General features: G+C 67.0%; 16 protein-coding genes. 10 read left to right on the plus strand and 6 right to left on the minus strand.

Translation table 11 applies throughout. The annotated features are described in order from the left end of the window. Positions 1–19: 19 nt before the first annotated feature. Positions 20–838, plus strand: coding sequence for a 3-methyl-2-oxobutanoate hydroxymethyltransferase (gene panB / locus NUV79_RS03645; RefSeq protein WP_257731724.1), 819 nt, complete (start codon positions 20–22; stop codon positions 836–838). Between the two features lie 4 nt (positions 839–842). On the opposite strand, the gene NUV79_RS03650 is transcribed toward panB, so the two are convergent. Continuing rightward, positions 843–1,970 carry a serine hydrolase domain-containing protein gene (locus NUV79_RS03650; RefSeq protein ID WP_257731725.1) on the minus strand — a complete coding sequence of 376 codons (1,128 nt, stop codon included), beginning with the start codon at positions 1,968–1,970 and terminating at the stop codon, positions 843–845. A 138-nt stretch (positions 1,971–2,108) separates the two neighbouring features. On the opposite strand from NUV79_RS03650, the gene NUV79_RS03655 reads away from it, so the two are divergent. From NUV79_RS03655 to dprA, 4 genes are read left to right on the plus strand one after another with little or no spacing between them, the layout of a single operon-like run. Then, positions 2,109–3,053, plus strand: coding sequence for an aspartate carbamoyltransferase catalytic subunit (locus NUV79_RS03655; RefSeq protein WP_257731726.1), 945 nt, complete (start codon positions 2,109–2,111; stop codon positions 3,051–3,053). A gap of 17 nt (positions 3,054–3,070) precedes the next feature. Next, positions 3,071–4,372, plus strand: coding sequence for a dihydroorotase (gene pyrC, locus NUV79_RS03660; RefSeq protein WP_257731727.1), 1,302 nt, complete (start codon positions 3,071–3,073; stop codon positions 4,370–4,372). A gap of 33 nt (positions 4,373–4,405) precedes the next feature. Beyond that, entirely contained in the window at positions 4,406–5,029 is a 624-nt protein-coding gene (gene plsY, locus NUV79_RS03665) for a glycerol-3-phosphate 1-O-acyltransferase PlsY (RefSeq protein WP_257731728.1), read from the plus strand. Positions 5,030–5,045: 16 nt separating this feature from the next. Beyond that, positions 5,046–6,257, plus strand: coding sequence for a DNA-processing protein DprA (gene dprA / locus NUV79_RS03670; RefSeq protein WP_257731981.1), 1,212 nt, complete (start codon positions 5,046–5,048; stop codon positions 6,255–6,257). Between the two features lie 15 nt (positions 6,258–6,272). On the opposite strand, the gene NUV79_RS03675 is transcribed toward dprA, so the two are convergent. Continuing rightward, the gene (locus NUV79_RS03675) at positions 6,273–6,521 is read right to left on the minus strand and encodes a hypothetical protein (protein WP_257731729.1); all 249 of its coding nucleotides are present in this window, start codon (positions 6,519–6,521) and stop codon (positions 6,273–6,275) included. A gap of 112 nt (positions 6,522–6,633) precedes the next feature. Then, positions 6,634–7,548 (minus strand): AEC family transporter, encoded by a 915-nt coding sequence (locus tag NUV79_RS03680; RefSeq protein ID WP_257731730.1) that lies wholly within the window; start codon positions 7,546–7,548, stop codon positions 6,634–6,636. 237 nt (positions 7,549–7,785) lie between these two features. Here NUV79_RS03680 and NUV79_RS03685 point away from each other — a divergent pair, with 237 nt between their 5' ends. Beyond that, positions 7,786–8,175: a hypothetical protein gene (locus NUV79_RS03685; RefSeq protein WP_257731731.1), complete on the plus strand. Its 390-nt coding sequence runs from the start codon at positions 7,786–7,788 to the stop codon at positions 8,173–8,175. Between the two features lie 121 nt (positions 8,176–8,296). Continuing rightward, complete coding sequence (locus NUV79_RS03690) at positions 8,297–8,671, plus strand: synembryn (protein WP_257731732.1); 375 nt, start codon at positions 8,297–8,299, stop codon at positions 8,669–8,671. A 61-nt stretch (positions 8,672–8,732) separates the two neighbouring features. Here NUV79_RS03690 and ruvX read toward each other — a convergent pair whose 3' ends face one another. Beyond that, positions 8,733–9,230, minus strand: coding sequence for a Holliday junction resolvase RuvX (ruvX, locus tag NUV79_RS03695; protein ID WP_257731733.1), 498 nt, complete (start codon positions 9,228–9,230; stop codon positions 8,733–8,735). 171 nt (positions 9,231–9,401) lie between these two features. Between ruvX and NUV79_RS03700 the strand changes: the two genes are divergently transcribed. Genes NUV79_RS03700 through NUV79_RS03710 form a run of 3 tightly spaced genes read left to right on the plus strand, consistent with a single transcriptional unit; the run spans position 9,402 to position 11,994 of the window. After that, on the plus strand, positions 9,402–9,983 hold the full coding sequence (locus NUV79_RS03700; protein ID WP_257731734.1) for a GNAT family N-acetyltransferase: 582 nt from the start codon (positions 9,402–9,404) through the stop codon (positions 9,981–9,983). Continuing rightward, positions 9,980–11,032 (plus strand): YeiH family protein, encoded by a 1,053-nt coding sequence (locus NUV79_RS03705; protein WP_257731735.1) that lies wholly within the window; start codon positions 9,980–9,982, stop codon positions 11,030–11,032. Before NUV79_RS03700 ends, NUV79_RS03705 begins: the two co-directional genes overlap by 4 nt. A gap of 29 nt (positions 11,033–11,061) precedes the next feature. Continuing rightward, positions 11,062–11,994 carry a hydroxyacid dehydrogenase gene (locus NUV79_RS03710; RefSeq protein WP_257731736.1) on the plus strand — a complete coding sequence of 311 codons (933 nt, stop codon included), beginning with the start codon at positions 11,062–11,064 and terminating at the stop codon, positions 11,992–11,994. Between the two features lie 50 nt (positions 11,995–12,044). On the opposite strand, the gene NUV79_RS03715 is transcribed toward NUV79_RS03710, so the two are convergent. After that, positions 12,045–12,359 (minus strand): hypothetical protein, encoded by a 315-nt coding sequence (locus NUV79_RS03715; RefSeq protein ID WP_257731737.1) that lies wholly within the window; start codon positions 12,357–12,359, stop codon positions 12,045–12,047. A gap of 139 nt (positions 12,360–12,498) precedes the next feature. Then, positions 12,499–14,205, minus strand: coding sequence for an adenine deaminase (ade, locus tag NUV79_RS03720; protein ID WP_257731738.1), 1,707 nt, complete (start codon positions 14,203–14,205; stop codon positions 12,499–12,501). Positions 14,206–14,244: the final 39 nt, after the last annotated feature.

Raw genomic sequence — 14,244 nt, forward strand, 5'->3', positions numbered from 1 at the left:
GTCACTTGGGGAGAAGAGCGTGTCGTCGCAAGCACAGATCAAGCGCCTGACGGCGCGTGACATCCGCAGCCGTAAGGGCGCCGAGCCGATTGTCTCGCTTACCGCTTACACTGCTCCCATGGCAGCTCTGGCCGAGCGCCATTGCGATGTTCTGCTCGTCGGGGATTCGCTCGGCATGGTCGTCCATGGCCTCGACAGCACCGTGCCGGTCACGTTGGAGATGATGATCCTGCATGGCCAGGCCGTGATGCGCGGTTCTCGGCGGGCGCTCGTCGTCATCGACATGCCTTTCGGCAGCTATGAGGAAAGCCCGGAGCAAGCCTTCCGTAACGGGGCCCGCATCATGCAGGAGACCGGTTGCGGGGCGTTGAAGCTCGAGGGCGGCCAGCGCATGGCCTCCACCATTCGCTTCATGGTCGACCGCGGCATTCCGGTGATGGCTCATGTCGGGCTGACGCCCCAGGCGGTGAACGTGCTGGGGGGCTTCAAGGCGCAAGGGCGCAGTCGGGCTGAATGGCCGGCGATCATCGCCGATGCGGAGGCTGTGACGGAAGCCGGGGCCTTCGCCGTGGTTCTGGAGGCGGTGGCCGAGCCGCTTGCCGCCGAGATTACCGCCAAGGTCGCGATTCCGGCCATCGGAATCGGCGCCTCGGCGGCCTGCGACGGCCAGGTGCTCGTACTCGACGACATGTTGGGCCTGACCGGCCGCGTGCCGAAATTCGTCAAGCTCTTCGGCAATCTTGCCGAGGAAGTCGATAGGGCAGTGGCGGAATATGCGGCGGATGTTCGGGCCCGGCGCTTTCCCGGACCCGAGCAGGTTTATGCAGTGAGGGATTGAAAGGTCATTGAGCCCGCGCCGCCACCAGCCGGTCGATGAAGGCGTCGGTCTGGGCGCCGTTGATCCAGCGCAGCACGGCGACGACGTCCTGCTCGGGATCGACCCAGATCACGTTGCTGCCGGCGCCAAGCGCCGAGAACGACGAGGCCGGCACGCCCGGACGCGCCGCCAGCCACCAGAGATAGCCGTAATTCGTCAAGGTGGGGGAGGGCGTCAGCATCCGCTTGACCCAGTCGCGCGACAGGATCTGCCGGCCGCCCCAGTCGCCCTGCCGGCCGATCAGCAGGCCGAAGCGGGCATGGTCGCGCGCGCCGATGAAGAGCCCGCCGCCCCAGTGGCCGCCGCCGGGCACCGACTGGATCGAGCGCCCGTCGATATCCGTGAAGGAGGTGCTGTAGCCCTCCCAGCGCCAGTCCGGCGAGGCGCCGATCGGGTCCATCACCCGCTCGCGCAGCACCTCCGGCAGCGGCCGGCGGAAGCGTTCGAGCAGCGCGTAGGAGAGAACGTTCACCCGCACGTCGTTATATTCGTAGAAGGAGCCGGGCGTCCTGAGTTCGCGGCGCTGGCCCTTGCGGCTGTTATCGGCGCCGGGGCCGATCTGGCGGTTATGGTCGACCTGATCGGACTTGCCGAAGATTTCGCCCTGCCATTCGCTCGATTGCTGCAGCAGATGGCGCCAGGTGATCTGGCCGTTATGCGCGCCGGCGAAGACCGGGTCGGCAACCGTCTTGCCGACGGCTTCGTCCACATCCTTGATCAGACCGTCGTCGAAGGCGATGCCGGCGAGCACCGCGAGATAGCTCTTGGCGATCGAGAAGGTCATGTCGGTGCGGGCCGTGTCGCCCCATTCGGCGACGATGCGCCCACCTTTCAGGACTAGTCCGGCCGGACCGCCGCGCTCGCGCACCGGGCCGACGATCTCGGTCCAGGGGCCGCGCTCGTTCCATTCGACATTCCCGACATAGCTGCCATCCGGATAGTACAGGCTGCGCGGCCAGGGGCTTTCCTGCTCGCGGGCGAAATCGACGGCAGCCTTCAGCCTGTCCGGGTCGAAGCCGGCCTTGGCGGGCGCGATCGTCTGCCAGAGGGCGCCGTCGGCGGCGGGAACGAAGGCATCGGTCGGGCTGGACAAGGCGGCATCCTCACGCACGGCGGAAACCCGATTGGTAGCGCCGTTTTGCTGAAAGCTCCACGACCCACAGGACATGTGCCCTCCCGGTTCGGGGCCGCTTGCGCCATCAGCGACTCGCGCCTAAACAGCCTGCTTCAAATGACATCGCCAGCACCGCTCTATCCGCACCGCCATCTCCTCGGGATCGAGGGGTTGTCCCATCTGGACATCGAAGCGCTATTGGACCGGGCGGAAGACTACGTCTCCCTCTCCCGGCAGGTCGAGAAGAAGACCACGGCCCTGCGCGGACGCACCCAGATCAACCTGTTCTTCGAGCCTTCGACCCGGACGCAAGCGTCCTTCGAGTTGGCCGGCAAGCGCCTCGGCGCCGACGTGATGAACATGTCCGTTGCCTTCTCCTCGGTGAAGAAGGGCGAGACGCTGATCGACACCGCCGCGACGCTGAGCGCGATGCGCCCCGACATCATCGTCGTGCGCCATCATGCGGCCGGCGCGGTCAACCTGCTCGCCCGCAAGGTCGGCTGCTCGGTGATCAATGCCGGCGACGGCGCCCATGAGCATCCGACGCAGGCCCTGCTCGACGCGCTGACGATCCGCCGCAACAAGGGCCGCATCCAGGGCCTGACGGTGGCGATCTGCGGCGACATCCTGCATTCGCGCGTCGCCCGCTCGAACATCATCCTGCTGAACGCGCTCGGCGCGAAGGTCCGCCTGATCGCGCCGACGACGCTGCTGCCGCCCGGCATCGAGCGCATGGGCGTCGAGATCTTCACCGACATGAACAAGGGTCTGGAGGGCGCCGACATCGTCATGATGCTGCGCCTTCAGCTCGAGCGCATGAACGGCGCCTTCGTGCCGTCGGCGAAGGAGTATTTCCGCTATTACGGGCTCGATCAGGAGAAGCTCGCGCGAGCGCAGCCGGACGCGCTGGTGATGCATCCCGGCCCGATGAACCGCGGCGTCGAGATTTCGTCCGCCGTCGCCGACGGTGCCCAGTCGCTGATCCGCGAGCAGGTCGAGATGGGCGTCGCCGTCCGCATGGCGGTGCTCGATGCGCTGGCCCAGCACCTGCCGAATGTCTGAGCGTAAAGAGACCGAACATGGCTGACACGCAGGACATCGCAATCGTCAACGCGCGCCTGATCGACCCCGCCACGGGTCGTGAGGGTACAGGTTCCGTCCTCATCCGCGACGGCGCCATCGCCGCGGTCGAGTGGCAGGGCACGCCCGCCACGGGCGAGGGCGTGCGCCGCATCGACGCGAAGGGCCAGGTGCTGACGCCCGGCCTCGTCGACCTGCGCGCCTTCCTCGGCGAGCCCGGCGCCGAATTCCGCGAGACGCTCGGCACCGGCTCGCAGGCCGCTGCTGCCGGCGGCGTGACCACCGTGGTCTGCCGCCCGGATACCAATCCGGTGATCGACGACCCCGCGATCATCGATTTCGTGAAGCGCCGCGCCCGCGACAAGGCCGTCGTCAACGTCCTCTCCTGCGCCGCCCTGACCAAGGGGCTGGAGGGCAAGGAGATCACCGAGTTCGGCCTGCTGCTCGAGGCAGGGGCGGTTTCCTTCTGCGATGGCGCGAAGGGCCTGCGCAATCCGCAGGTCATGCGCCGCGCCATGATCTATGCCCGCAATTTCGATGCCCTCATCATGAATCATGTCGAGGACCCCGACCTGCGCGGCTCCGGCGTGATGAACGAGGGCGAATTCGCCAGCCGCAGGGGTCTGCCGGGAATCCCGATCGAGGCTGAGACGGTGATGCTGGAGCGCGACATCCGCCTCGCCCGTGCCAGCGGCGCCCGCTACCACGCCGCAATGATCTCCTGCGCGGAATCGGTCGAGCTGGTGCGCCGCGCCAAGCAGGACGGCGTGCGCATCACCTGCGGCGTCTCGATCAACAACCTGACCCTCAATGAGAACGATGTCGGCGAGTACCGCACCTTCTGCAAGGTCACGCCGCCGTTGCGCCATGAGGACGACCGCCTCGCCATGGTCGCGGCTTTGGCCGAGGGCGTGATCGACGTCGTCGTCTCCGATCACGACCCGCAGGATGTCGAGACCAAGCGCCAGCCCTTCTCAGAATGCGCTGACGGCGCGCTCGGCATCGAGACCATGCTCTCCGCTGCCCAGCGCCTGGTCCAGGCCGGGCAGATCGGCCTGCCGCAATTGCTCGCCGCACTCTCGGCGCGGCCGGCCGCGCTGATCGGGCTTGCCGCCGGCAGGCTCGCCGTCGGTGCGCCTGCCGACCTCGTGCTCTTCGATCCCGAAGCGCCCTTCGTCGTCGACAAGCGCAAGCTCAAGTCGCGCGCCAAGAACTCGCCCTTCGACGAGGCGCGGCTCGAAGGCATCGTTGCCGCGACCTTCGTCGGCGGCCGGGTGGCCTACGAGGCCGAGCCGGGCTAGGCTGTCCGCGAACCGCGGGGGAAAAGGGGCGGCATGACGGATGTTCTGAACTGGGGCCTCTCCGGCCCCGCCACGCTGATCGCCCTCGTCGTCGGCTATCTCTTCGGCTCGATCCCTTTCGGCATCATCCTGACCAAGCTTGCGGGTGGCCCGGACCTGCGCAGCATCGGCTCGGGCAATATCGGCGCGACCAACGTCCTGCGCACCGGCAACAAGAAGCTCGCGGCCGCGACCCTCGTCGGTGACATGCTGAAGGGAACGGTCGCGGTTCTCGTCGGTGCGCGCTTCCTCGGTGGCCCCGAGGCGGCGCTGGCGGCCGGTGTCGGCGCCTTCCTCGGCCATCTCTTCCCGGTCTGGCTGCGCTTCAAGGGCGGCAAGGGCGTCGCGACCTATCTCGGCGTGCTGATCGGCGTGAAGGCCTCGATCGCATTGGTCTTCGCCGCGATCTGGCTGAGCCTGGCCTATCTCTTCCGCTATTCCTCGCTCTCCGCACTGGTCGCCAGCGCCCTGACGCCGCTCCTGCTCTGGTTCTGGGCCGGGATGCCGAAGGCTGCGCTCGTCATGGCCGGGCTCACCGTCCTGCTCTGGATCATGCACCGGGAGAACATCGCCCGGCTGCTGGCCGGGCGCGAAGGCAAGATCGGCCAGAAGGGCTGACAGGGGCATGGCTGGGATCGTCCTCTCCGATCGCCAGCGTCTCGATTGGTTGCGGTTGATCCGCAGCGAAAGCATCGGCCCGCGCAGCTTCCGCTCCCTGATGAACCGCTTCGGCGGCGCGGCCGCGGCGCTGGATGCTCTGCCGGACCTCGCCCGGCAGGCCGGCCGCGATATCCGCATCTGCTCTCCCGGCGAAGCGGAGCGTGAACTCGACGGCCTGTCGCGCCTCGGCGGCCGTTTCATCGCGCTCGGCGAGGCTGAGTATCCCGTGCCGCTGCAGGCGATCGATTCGGCTCCGCCCCTGTTGGCCGTGCTCGGACATGCGGAGGTGCTGCAACGACCGGGCGTGGCGCTGGTCGGTTCGCGCAATGCCTCGGCCGCCGGGATGAAGTTCACCGCGCGCCTCGCTCGCGAGCTCGGCGAGGCCGATTTTACGGTGGTTTCCGGCCTCGCGCGCGGCATTGACACCGCCGCCCATGAGGCGAGCCTTGAGACCGGCACCGTCGCCGTCCTCGCCGGCGGGCTCGACGAGATCTACCCGCCGCAGAACATCCCGCTCGCCCGCCGCATCACGGAGCGTGGTGCGATCGTCAGCGAGATGCCGCTTGGTTGGGTGGCGCGGGCCCGCGACTTCCCTCGTCGCAACCGCCTGGTCTCGGGGCTCTCGCTGGGGACGGTCGTGGTCGAGGCGGCGCGTCGCTCGGGCTCGCTGATCACCGCGCGCTTTGCCAACGAGCAGGGCAGGCTGGTCTTCGCAGTCCCCGGCTCGCCGCTCGATCCGCGTGCCGAGGGTGGCAATCATCTCATTCGCGAGGGCGCCACGCTCTGCGCCGAGGCGGCTCATGTCATCGAGGCGCTGCAGCCCTTGCGCCAGCGCGAACTCGACCTGTCGCTGCCGCCCCGTCTGATCCGCGAAGGCGCCGGCGAGCCGCCAGCCGAGGCGATGTGGGACGAACTCGACCTGCCTGAAATCGAGCCGGCCCCCGGCTACGCCCGGCACGAAGGTGGTTTCGCGCTGGAGCCTCCCTCGTCCTTGCCGACGACGGCTGCCGCCGATCCCGGCCGCCGCGTGCTCGATCTCCTCGGGCTGACACCGATCGCGCTGGATGATCTTGTCCGTGCCAGCGGGCTTGCTGCCGGCGAGGTCGGCCACGTCCTGGTCGAGTTGGAACTCACGGGCGCAATAAGGCGTCATCCCGGCGGAACGCTGTCGCGCGCCACTCCGTGAGAAAACCGTATGGGCTCAGTGGCGTTCGCTGCTCGGGGATGCCAGTCGCTCGACTTCGGCGGAGGCTTCGATCCGGGCCATCTCCAGAAAGTAGCTGAGCGCGCTGAGCTTGGTGTTGCGGGCCATGGCGCGCAATTCGGCTGCCATTCCTTCGATGAAGGACGCCGCTTCTAGCGGTGACATCGGCCGATTGGGAACGTCGTCTTCGTCGCCCCCGCTCGTGATGGATTCAAGCGAGACCAGCTTGGATGCTTTTTGCTTCATGGCGGATGGATTCCCTCCCATAATGGGGGACCAACTCGTCCGCAGGGCTGCGATTCCCTACGGATATGCAATTATAGATTGCAAATATGAATGAATTTCAAGCGTAAGTATCTTACTTCAAGAATATCACGGCGACGGGAATCGTCGCCAGGGCGAGCAGGGTCTGCAGCGTCGTGATTTCGGCCATCAGGGGCGCGTCGCCGCCCAGGTCGCGCGCCAGGAAATAGGCGGCTGTCGCGGTCGGGACCGCTGCGGCGACCACCGTCATGGCAAGGGCCGGACCGGTGACGCCGAACCAGCCGGCATAGAGCCAGGCGAGAACCGGCATCACCGCGAGCTTCAGGCAGACCGCTACGGCATGGGCCAGCCGTGGCCGCGCCAGCCGGTTCAGATCGAGCGCCGAGCCGACCACGAGCAGGCCGATGCCGAGCGAGGCACGGCCGAGCACGTCGAGATAGCTGGTGAAGGCGCTGGGCAGCATCCACTGGAGCTGGTTCAGCGCGAGGCCAGCGGCCGAAGACCAGATGAAGGGGTTGTAGAGGATCGAGCGGATCGTCGCGCCGAGGCTCATCGGTTTGCCGCTGGCGAAGCGGGCGAGCACGAAGACGCACATGATGTTCAGCAGCGGAATCATCGAGGCGACGGCGATCGCCATCAGGGTCGTGCCTGTGCGGCCCTGCAGGCCGGCGGCGAGCGCAAGGCCGACGAAGGTGTTCCAGCGCACCGAGCCCTGGAAGATCGAGGTGAAGGCCGGCCCGTCGATGCCGGCGCGGGCCATGAGCGGGCGGGCGAGCAGGAGCAGGGCGGCGACGCTGAGGATGGCAAGCACGAGGCTGGAGCCCATGCCGAGGACTGGCATGCTGCGCAGGTCGGCCATGGCGAGCGTATGGATCACCACCGCCGGGAAGAGCACCTGATAGGTCAGGCGCTCGACGCCGACCCAATGTGCCGGCGAGACGATGCCGCGCTCCTTCAGGAACCAGCCCGTCGCGATGATGAGGAAGACGGCGATGAGGCTGTCGAGCATGGAAGGGCCGGAAGGGAGGGGAGGGCCGGGAGCCCAGGCGGAACAATGAAGGCGGCCGGCCGTTTCATCGGGCGAACAGACCTGTCCCTGTCATGCCCTCCCGTGGCCGGCAAGGGCGCGGAAGAAGGACAGCCCTGTCCCTGCCGCAATGCTGCCGCGATTGGTTCAGGTCCCATTCAACCGGTTCACCCCATGCTGGCTTCAACGTTGGGTGATCTCGCGAAAGGAGATGCCGCCATGATGTCTCTGAAGAAAAAGGCCGCTGTTGCGCTGACCGTGGCCAGTGTCGCCGCCGGTAGCTTCGCGGTTCCCGCCATGGCGCAGACGCGTGGCTTCGACGCGACGCGTCTCGACAAGGCCCAGGTCGAATACACGCAGTATCGCTACCGTCACGGCTATCGTGGCCACTGGCGCGGCTCGTCCCGCGGAGCGGCTGTCGCTGGAGCGATTGGCCTCGGAATCCTGGGCGCAGCCGCCGTCGCGGCCAGCAGCCGTGCCTATGCGGCGCCGAGCTACTATTACGACGATTATTACGAGCCGGCGCCGGTCTATGTCGCCCCGCGACGTTACTATGCGCCTTACGGCTACGCTCCCTACGATTTCCGCCACTATCGCGAATATCGTTGAGGGTGCTGAAGCTCTGGCTTGCAAGGTCCGCGCAATCCGCGCGGGCCTTTGCTCGTAAGCTCATCTTTTAGATTTCGGCGCCATGTGGCGTCCTGGGTTTGTTGACGGGGGGATCATCACCATGAAGTCGCTTCGACGAGCAGGGATCATAGGCCTTGGCCTGATGGCGCTTGCCTGGGCTTCTGCCCAGCAGGCAGTCGCGCAGTATTACGGCGGGCAGGGCTATGGTTACGAGCGTCGGCCGCGCGATGGCTATGAGCGCCGTGGCTACGATCGCCGGGATGACGGGCGCCGCGATTCCTGGCGTGGCGATGACCGCGGCTCCCGTTACGGCTCCCGCGATAGCTTCGGTCGCGATGATGGCCGTGGCCCCGTATATGGCCAGCGCTCCCGGAATCCGATGGCCGGCATGAGCATCGAAGAGCAGAAGCGCGCCGTGAAGAACGAGCGCGAGGCGCAGAAGCGGGCAATCAAGCGCGGCCAGATCTTCAACTAGCCGGCCTGCGGCTGGCAGCGAAAGCTTTCATGTGGGCTGCCCGCCATCCGGCGGGCGGCCCTCAGTCGTATTGGCCTTCGTCATCCTGCGGGCCGAGCCGGCCCAGCCGGTCGAGCGCGCCCTGCAGGATGTAGGCGGCCGCCATCTTGTCGACGACGGCGGCGCGCTTGGCGCGCGAGGCATCGGCATCGAGCAGCGTGCGCGTCACCGCGAGCGTCGACATGCGCTCGTCCCAGAACACGATCGGCAGCTCCGTCAGCGGCGCGAGATTGCGCACGAAGGCGCGGGTCGACTGCACGCGCGGGCCCTCCGTGCCGTCCATGTTGAGCGGCAGGCCGATCACCAGCCCGGCGACCTGATGCTTTTCGGCGATTTTCAGCAGCGCTGCCGCGTCGAGCCCGAACTTCACCCGCTGGATCGTCTCCAGGGGCGACGCGATCTGTCGCTCGATGTCGGATAGCGCGAGCCCGATCGTCTTCGTGCCGAGGTCGAGCCCAAGCAGCCGCGCATGCGGCGGCAGGTCGACAAAGGCTTCGAGCGGAACGACGGCGCTGGTCATGAGACGGCGGTATCACGCGCCGGCGGGCCTCGCGAGCAATACCTTTTCCGATGCGCCCGGCGAATAGCTGCTTCTCCATAGCTGTAGCGCGGAAGTCATCGCGCAACGCCGGCTATCAGGCTATATCCGCGCCCTTGGGTAGCGGCGCCGCCGCGTAGAAGGATATTTCCCGTGCCGGCGCGGATCTCGCTGCAAGTTCCCGACAAGGCCCTGCTCGGCGCCTATGAGGCGGCCTTGCGTGGTGGCTGGTCGCCGAACACGACGCGCAATGTCGCGCCCGAGCAGCTCGCCGCCATCGCCGCCGACCCCGATGCCTTCCTCGCCGAGATTCGCGGCGGTCCGGGGCGTATCCGCCTGCCCGATGGCCGCGAGGTCGATCGCATCCCCGGGCCGACGCGCTGGATATTCGCCGAGGACCGCCCGGAGCGCCCCTTCATCGGCTCGATCAACCTGCGCTGGCAGGAGAAGGACGGCCGCCCGATCCTGGCCCTGCCTGAACATGTGCTCGGCCATGTCGGCTACACCATCCTGCCGGCCTTCGCCGGCCACGGCTACGCCACCGCCGCGCTCGCAGCGATGCTGGGGGTGGCGCGCGAGGCCGGCCTGCCCGAAATCACCATCACCTGCGACGCGACCAACCACGCCTCGCGCCGCATCATCGAGAAAAATGGCGGGCGATTGATCGAGACTTTCGTCGCGCCGCTCTACAGCCCCGATCAACGCCTTCGTTTCATCGTCAGCACCGCCCCATGACCGACATCGCTGCGTCCCGCAAAGCGGGTTCCCTCGGCCCGCTCCTGCCGGGCATCCTGCTCTCGGCCGTGGTCGCCATCGTCTCGGCCCTGCTGGAGCCGGTCCTCAAGACGGCGGCTGGCGGGCGCATCGGCATCCCCGCCATCGTCATCGCGCTGGTCATCGGCATGCTGCTGCATCCGGTCGCGAACACGAAGCGCTTCGCGCCGGGCATGACCTTCTGCGTCAAGAAGCTCCTGCGCTGGGCGATCGCGCTCCTCGGCCTGCGCATCGCGCTGGGTGACATCGCCGCCCTCGGCATCTCGACCGCGCTTTTGGTCGTCGGTTCGATGGTGATCACCGTCGTCGTCGGCTTCGCGCTGGCGCGGATGCTCGGCCGCGAGGCGGGCATGGGGGCGCTCGCAGGCGTTGCCACCGCCGTCTGCGGCGCCTCCGCCGCGCTCGCCACGGCGACGGTCGTGCCGGACTATCGCAACAAGGCGGCCGACGTCGCCTTCACCGTCATCGCGATGAATGTCTTCGCCACCATCGCGATGCTGGCCTATCCGCTGATCTGCACCTGGCTCGGTTTCTCGCCGCAGCAGACCGGGATCATGCTCGGCGGCACGATCCATGACGTGGCGCAGGTGGTCGGCGCCGGCCAGTCGGTCTCGGATGAGGTCGCCAACGCGGCGGTGATCGTGAAGCTCTTCCGCGTCTTCCTGCTGCTGCCCGCGGTGCTGATCGTCGGCTGGTGGCTGGTGCGCGACAACAGCGAGCTCTCCAAGGCCAAGGTGCCGGTGCCGGTCTTCGCCATCGTCTTCCTGGCGCTCTGCGTGCTGAACAGCCTGCTCGCGCTCGTGCCCGCACTCAGCCCGACCTACCAGCCGATCCGCGACGCTTTGCTCGAGGCCTCGCGCTGGGGCCTGCTCATCGCCATCGCGGCGCTGGGGCTCGGTACTTCCATGGCGGCGATGGCCCGGCTCGGCTGGCGCCATCTCGCGCTCGTCACCGGCACGACCCTGACGATCCTCGTGGTCGTCACCGGCGGCCTTGTGCTGCTCGGCTGAAAGCCCGACAGAAGGCTGCGGGGGAGATCATGACCGATATCGTCATCACCGAATTCATGGACGACACCGCCGTCGCCAACCTGAAGGCGCGCTTTTCGGTCCATTACGATCCCGAACTCTATGCCAACCTCGACGAGATGGCGCGGCTCTTCGCCGATGTCCCGGCCGTGATCGTGCGCAACCAGACGCAGGTCCGCGGCAAGGTCCTGGAGGCGGCGAAGCGGCTCAAGGTGATCGGCCGCCTCGGCGTCGGCCTCGACAATCTCGACATGGAAGTCTGCGCCGCGCGCGGCATCCGCGTCTTCCCCGCGACGGGGGCCAACAGCCTTTCCGTCGTCGAATATGTCATCGGCACGACGATGACCCTGCTGCGCGGCGCCTATTTCGCCAATGCCGCGATGGTCGCCGGCGAATTCCCGAAGACCAAGCTGATCGGCCGCGAGATCGCCGGCAAGCTGATGGGCCTCGTCGGCTTCGGCGCCATCGCCCGCGACGTCGCCCGCCATGCCCGCGCCATCGGCATGGAGGTCGCTGCCTGCCATCCGCGCCTGCCGGCCGACGACCCCGCCTGGAGCGGCGTGCGCCGGCTGGAGCTCGACGAGTTGCTGGCCGAGGCCGACGTGGTCAGCCTGCATGTCCCGCTGACCTCGGAAACCCGCGGCATGATCGACGCCAAAGCCTTCGCCCGGATGAAGCCGGACGCGATCCTGATCAACACCGCGCGCGGCGGCATCATGGACGAGGCGGCTCTGGTCAAGGCGCTCAAGGCCGGCAAGCTCGGCGGCGCCGCGATCGACGTCTACGAGCAGGAGCCGCTTGGCAAGGACGCCGCCAAGGTTTTCGCCGGCGCGCCCAACCTGATCCTGACGCCGCATATCGCCGGTAATACGGTGGAGTCGAACGGGCGGGTCTCCGGGCTCGTCGCGGAGAAGGTCATGGCGGCGCTGGAGGAGCGGATTTAGGGCAGAGACGGGGCGGCCGGCGGTGACCGCGTTCAACCCGTTGCGGATATCTACTCCCCCCAGTCAGTCGCATCCTCGGCGACAAGATCGTTTAGCCTGCCGACATCGTCGTAGTAAATGACCTCAAGCGGATCGCTTGGATGCGCTGGGAAATAGCAGTCTGGCATCAACACGCGTGCGAAGCGTCCGTCTTCGAAACGAATAATGAACTCATCGCGAAAACCAGTTCGTGCGACAATTGCGTACTTCTGTAGGGAAAGAACGTTATCAGGGCGGACGTTATTGATCACTTCGATAAATTTTTGCTGCTCATCGTGATCGACAGAACGCCAAGGCGGCAAGAGCCTCAGATCGGATTGCGGCACCTTCGTTAGCTCCTGCTGCACCATACGAAACGGCAAGCCAAAAGTCGCTAAACGCCTGCCAGAAGGCAAGCTAGCTTCAAGGTCTGAAATCGACCCAAAGCAAACGCTGCTTGATCAGTGCACCTTGAAACTTGCCGCCTCAGCCTAACACGAAATCGAACCGATCCACATCAACCAGTCCCTTGTCGGTGATCTTGAGATGCGGGATCACCGGCAGGGTCAGGAAGGCGACCTGCAGGAAAGGCTCGGCCAGTAAGACGCCGAGCGCCTTCGCCGCCGCGCGTAGCTTCTCAAGATCGTGCCGTACCGCCTCGAAGGGCTGCTCGCTCATCAGCCCGGCGACGGGCAGCGCCAGCTCCGCCGTGACCTTGCCGCCATCGGCCACGGCGAAGCCGCCGCCGATCTCGATCAGGCGGTTGGCCGCCGCTGCCATCGAGGCCTCGTCGACGCCGACGACGCAGAGATTATGGCTGTCATGGCCGACCGAGGAGGCGATGGCGCCGTGCTTCATGCCGAAGCCATGGACGAAGCCGGTGGCGATGCCGCCGTTCTTGCCGTGCCGCTCGATCACCGTGACCTTGATCGCATCCTGCGCGAGATCGGGCAGGGCCTCGCCGTCGCGTGAGGGCAGGGCCATCGCCAGCCGCTCGGTGATGATCCGCCCCGGCACCACACCGATCACCGGCGTCTCGCCGTCGCGGGCCTTCGCGGAAAAATCGACCGGAGCGAGCTTGCGGCTCTTCACGCTGCCGAGCCCGACCGGCGCGATGTTCGCCCGATCCGCGAACAGCGCCTCCTCGACCAGCCGGCCGCCGGTCAAGACCTGCTTCACCGAGCAGGCGGCGAGGTCCTCGACCAGCACGATATCGGCGCGCTTGCCCGGCCCGATGAAGCCGCGATCGAACAGCCCGAAATTCCGCGCGGCCGACAAGGAGGCGATGCGATAGGTCGCGAGCACATCCGCGCCCTCGGCGATGGCGGTGCGGATCATGTAGTCGAGATGGCCTTCCTCGCCGATATCGAGCGGGTTGCGGTCATCGGTGCAGAAGGCGAGGAAGGGCGAGGCGTCGCGCGAGATCAGCGGGATGAGCTGATGCAGGTCCTTCGAAACCGAGCCCTCGCGGATCAGGATCGCCATGCCCTTGGCAAGCTTTTCGCGGGCTTCGTCGGCGGTGGTCGTCTCGTGGTCGGTGCGGATGCCGGCGGCGAGATAGGCGTTGAGATCCATGCCGCGCACCAGCGGCGCATGGCCGTCGATATGGCGATGCGAGAAGGCTTCGAGCTTGGCGAGGCAGCCGGGATCGCGATGGATCACGCCCGGAAAATTCATGAACTCGGCCAGGCCGATCACCTTCGGATGATCCATCATCGGCGTCAGGTCGCCGGCCTCAAGTTGCGCGCCCGCCGTCTCCAGGTGCGTCGCCGGCACACAGCTTGAGAGATTGACGCGCAGGTCCATCCGCATCGCCTCGGCGCAGGCGAGGAAATAGCGGATGCCCTCGACACCCAGCACGTTCGAAATCTCGTGCGGATCGCAGATCGCGGTGGTGACGCCATGCGGCAGCACGCAGCGCTCGAATTCGAGCGGCGTCACCAGCGAGGACTCGATGTGCAGATGCGTGTCGATGAAGCCGGGCACGGCGATCAGGCCCTTGGCGTCGATGACGCGCTTGCCTTCGTAGCTGCCATAGGTCCCGACGATGGTATCGCCACAGATCGCGATATCGCTCTCGACCAGCGCGCCGGTGACGAGATCGAGCAGCTTCGCGCCCTTGATGACGAGATCGGCCGGCTCGTCGCCATGGCCCTGGGCAATCCGGCGGGCGAGCGTTGCTGCGTCGGTCATGGGGCGATTCCGTGGGTTCGTCATGGCGGCAACCTGCCT

It is taken from the genome of Allobosea sp. 47.2.35 (assembly GCF_024655635.1).
GTDB lineage: Bacteria > Pseudomonadota > Alphaproteobacteria > Rhizobiales > Beijerinckiaceae > Allobosea.

Excerpts from the sequence above, each read along its gene's own strand:
- NUV79_RS03655 (WP_257731726.1), top strand. The coding sequence starts at position 2,109 with ATGACATCGCCAGCACCGCTCTATCCGCACCGCCATCTCCTCGGGATC.
- pyrC (WP_257731727.1), top strand. The coding sequence starts at position 3,071 with ATGGCTGACACGCAGGACATCGCAATCGTCAACGCGCGCCTGATCGAC.
- plsY (WP_257731728.1), top strand. The coding sequence starts at position 4,406 with ATGACGGATGTTCTGAACTGGGGCCTCTCCGGCCCCGCCACGCTGATC.
- NUV79_RS03675 (WP_257731729.1), bottom strand. The coding sequence starts at position 6,521 with ATGAAGCAAAAAGCATCCAAGCTGGTCTCGCTTGAATCCATCACGAGC.
- NUV79_RS03680 (WP_257731730.1), bottom strand. The coding sequence starts at position 7,548 with ATGCTCGACAGCCTCATCGCCGTCTTCCTCATCATCGCGACGGGCTGG.
- NUV79_RS03685 (WP_257731731.1), top strand. The coding sequence starts at position 7,786 with ATGATGTCTCTGAAGAAAAAGGCCGCTGTTGCGCTGACCGTGGCCAGT.
- NUV79_RS03690 (WP_257731732.1), top strand. The coding sequence starts at position 8,297 with ATGAAGTCGCTTCGACGAGCAGGGATCATAGGCCTTGGCCTGATGGCG.
- ruvX (WP_257731733.1), bottom strand. The coding sequence starts at position 9,230 with ATGACCAGCGCCGTCGTTCCGCTCGAAGCCTTTGTCGACCTGCCGCCG.
- NUV79_RS03705 (WP_257731735.1), top strand. The coding sequence starts at position 9,980 with ATGACCGACATCGCTGCGTCCCGCAAAGCGGGTTCCCTCGGCCCGCTC.
- NUV79_RS03710 (WP_257731736.1), top strand. The coding sequence starts at position 11,062 with ATGACCGATATCGTCATCACCGAATTCATGGACGACACCGCCGTCGCC.
- ade (WP_257731738.1), bottom strand. The coding sequence starts at position 14,205 with ATGACCGACGCAGCAACGCTCGCCCGCCGGATTGCCCAGGGCCATGGC.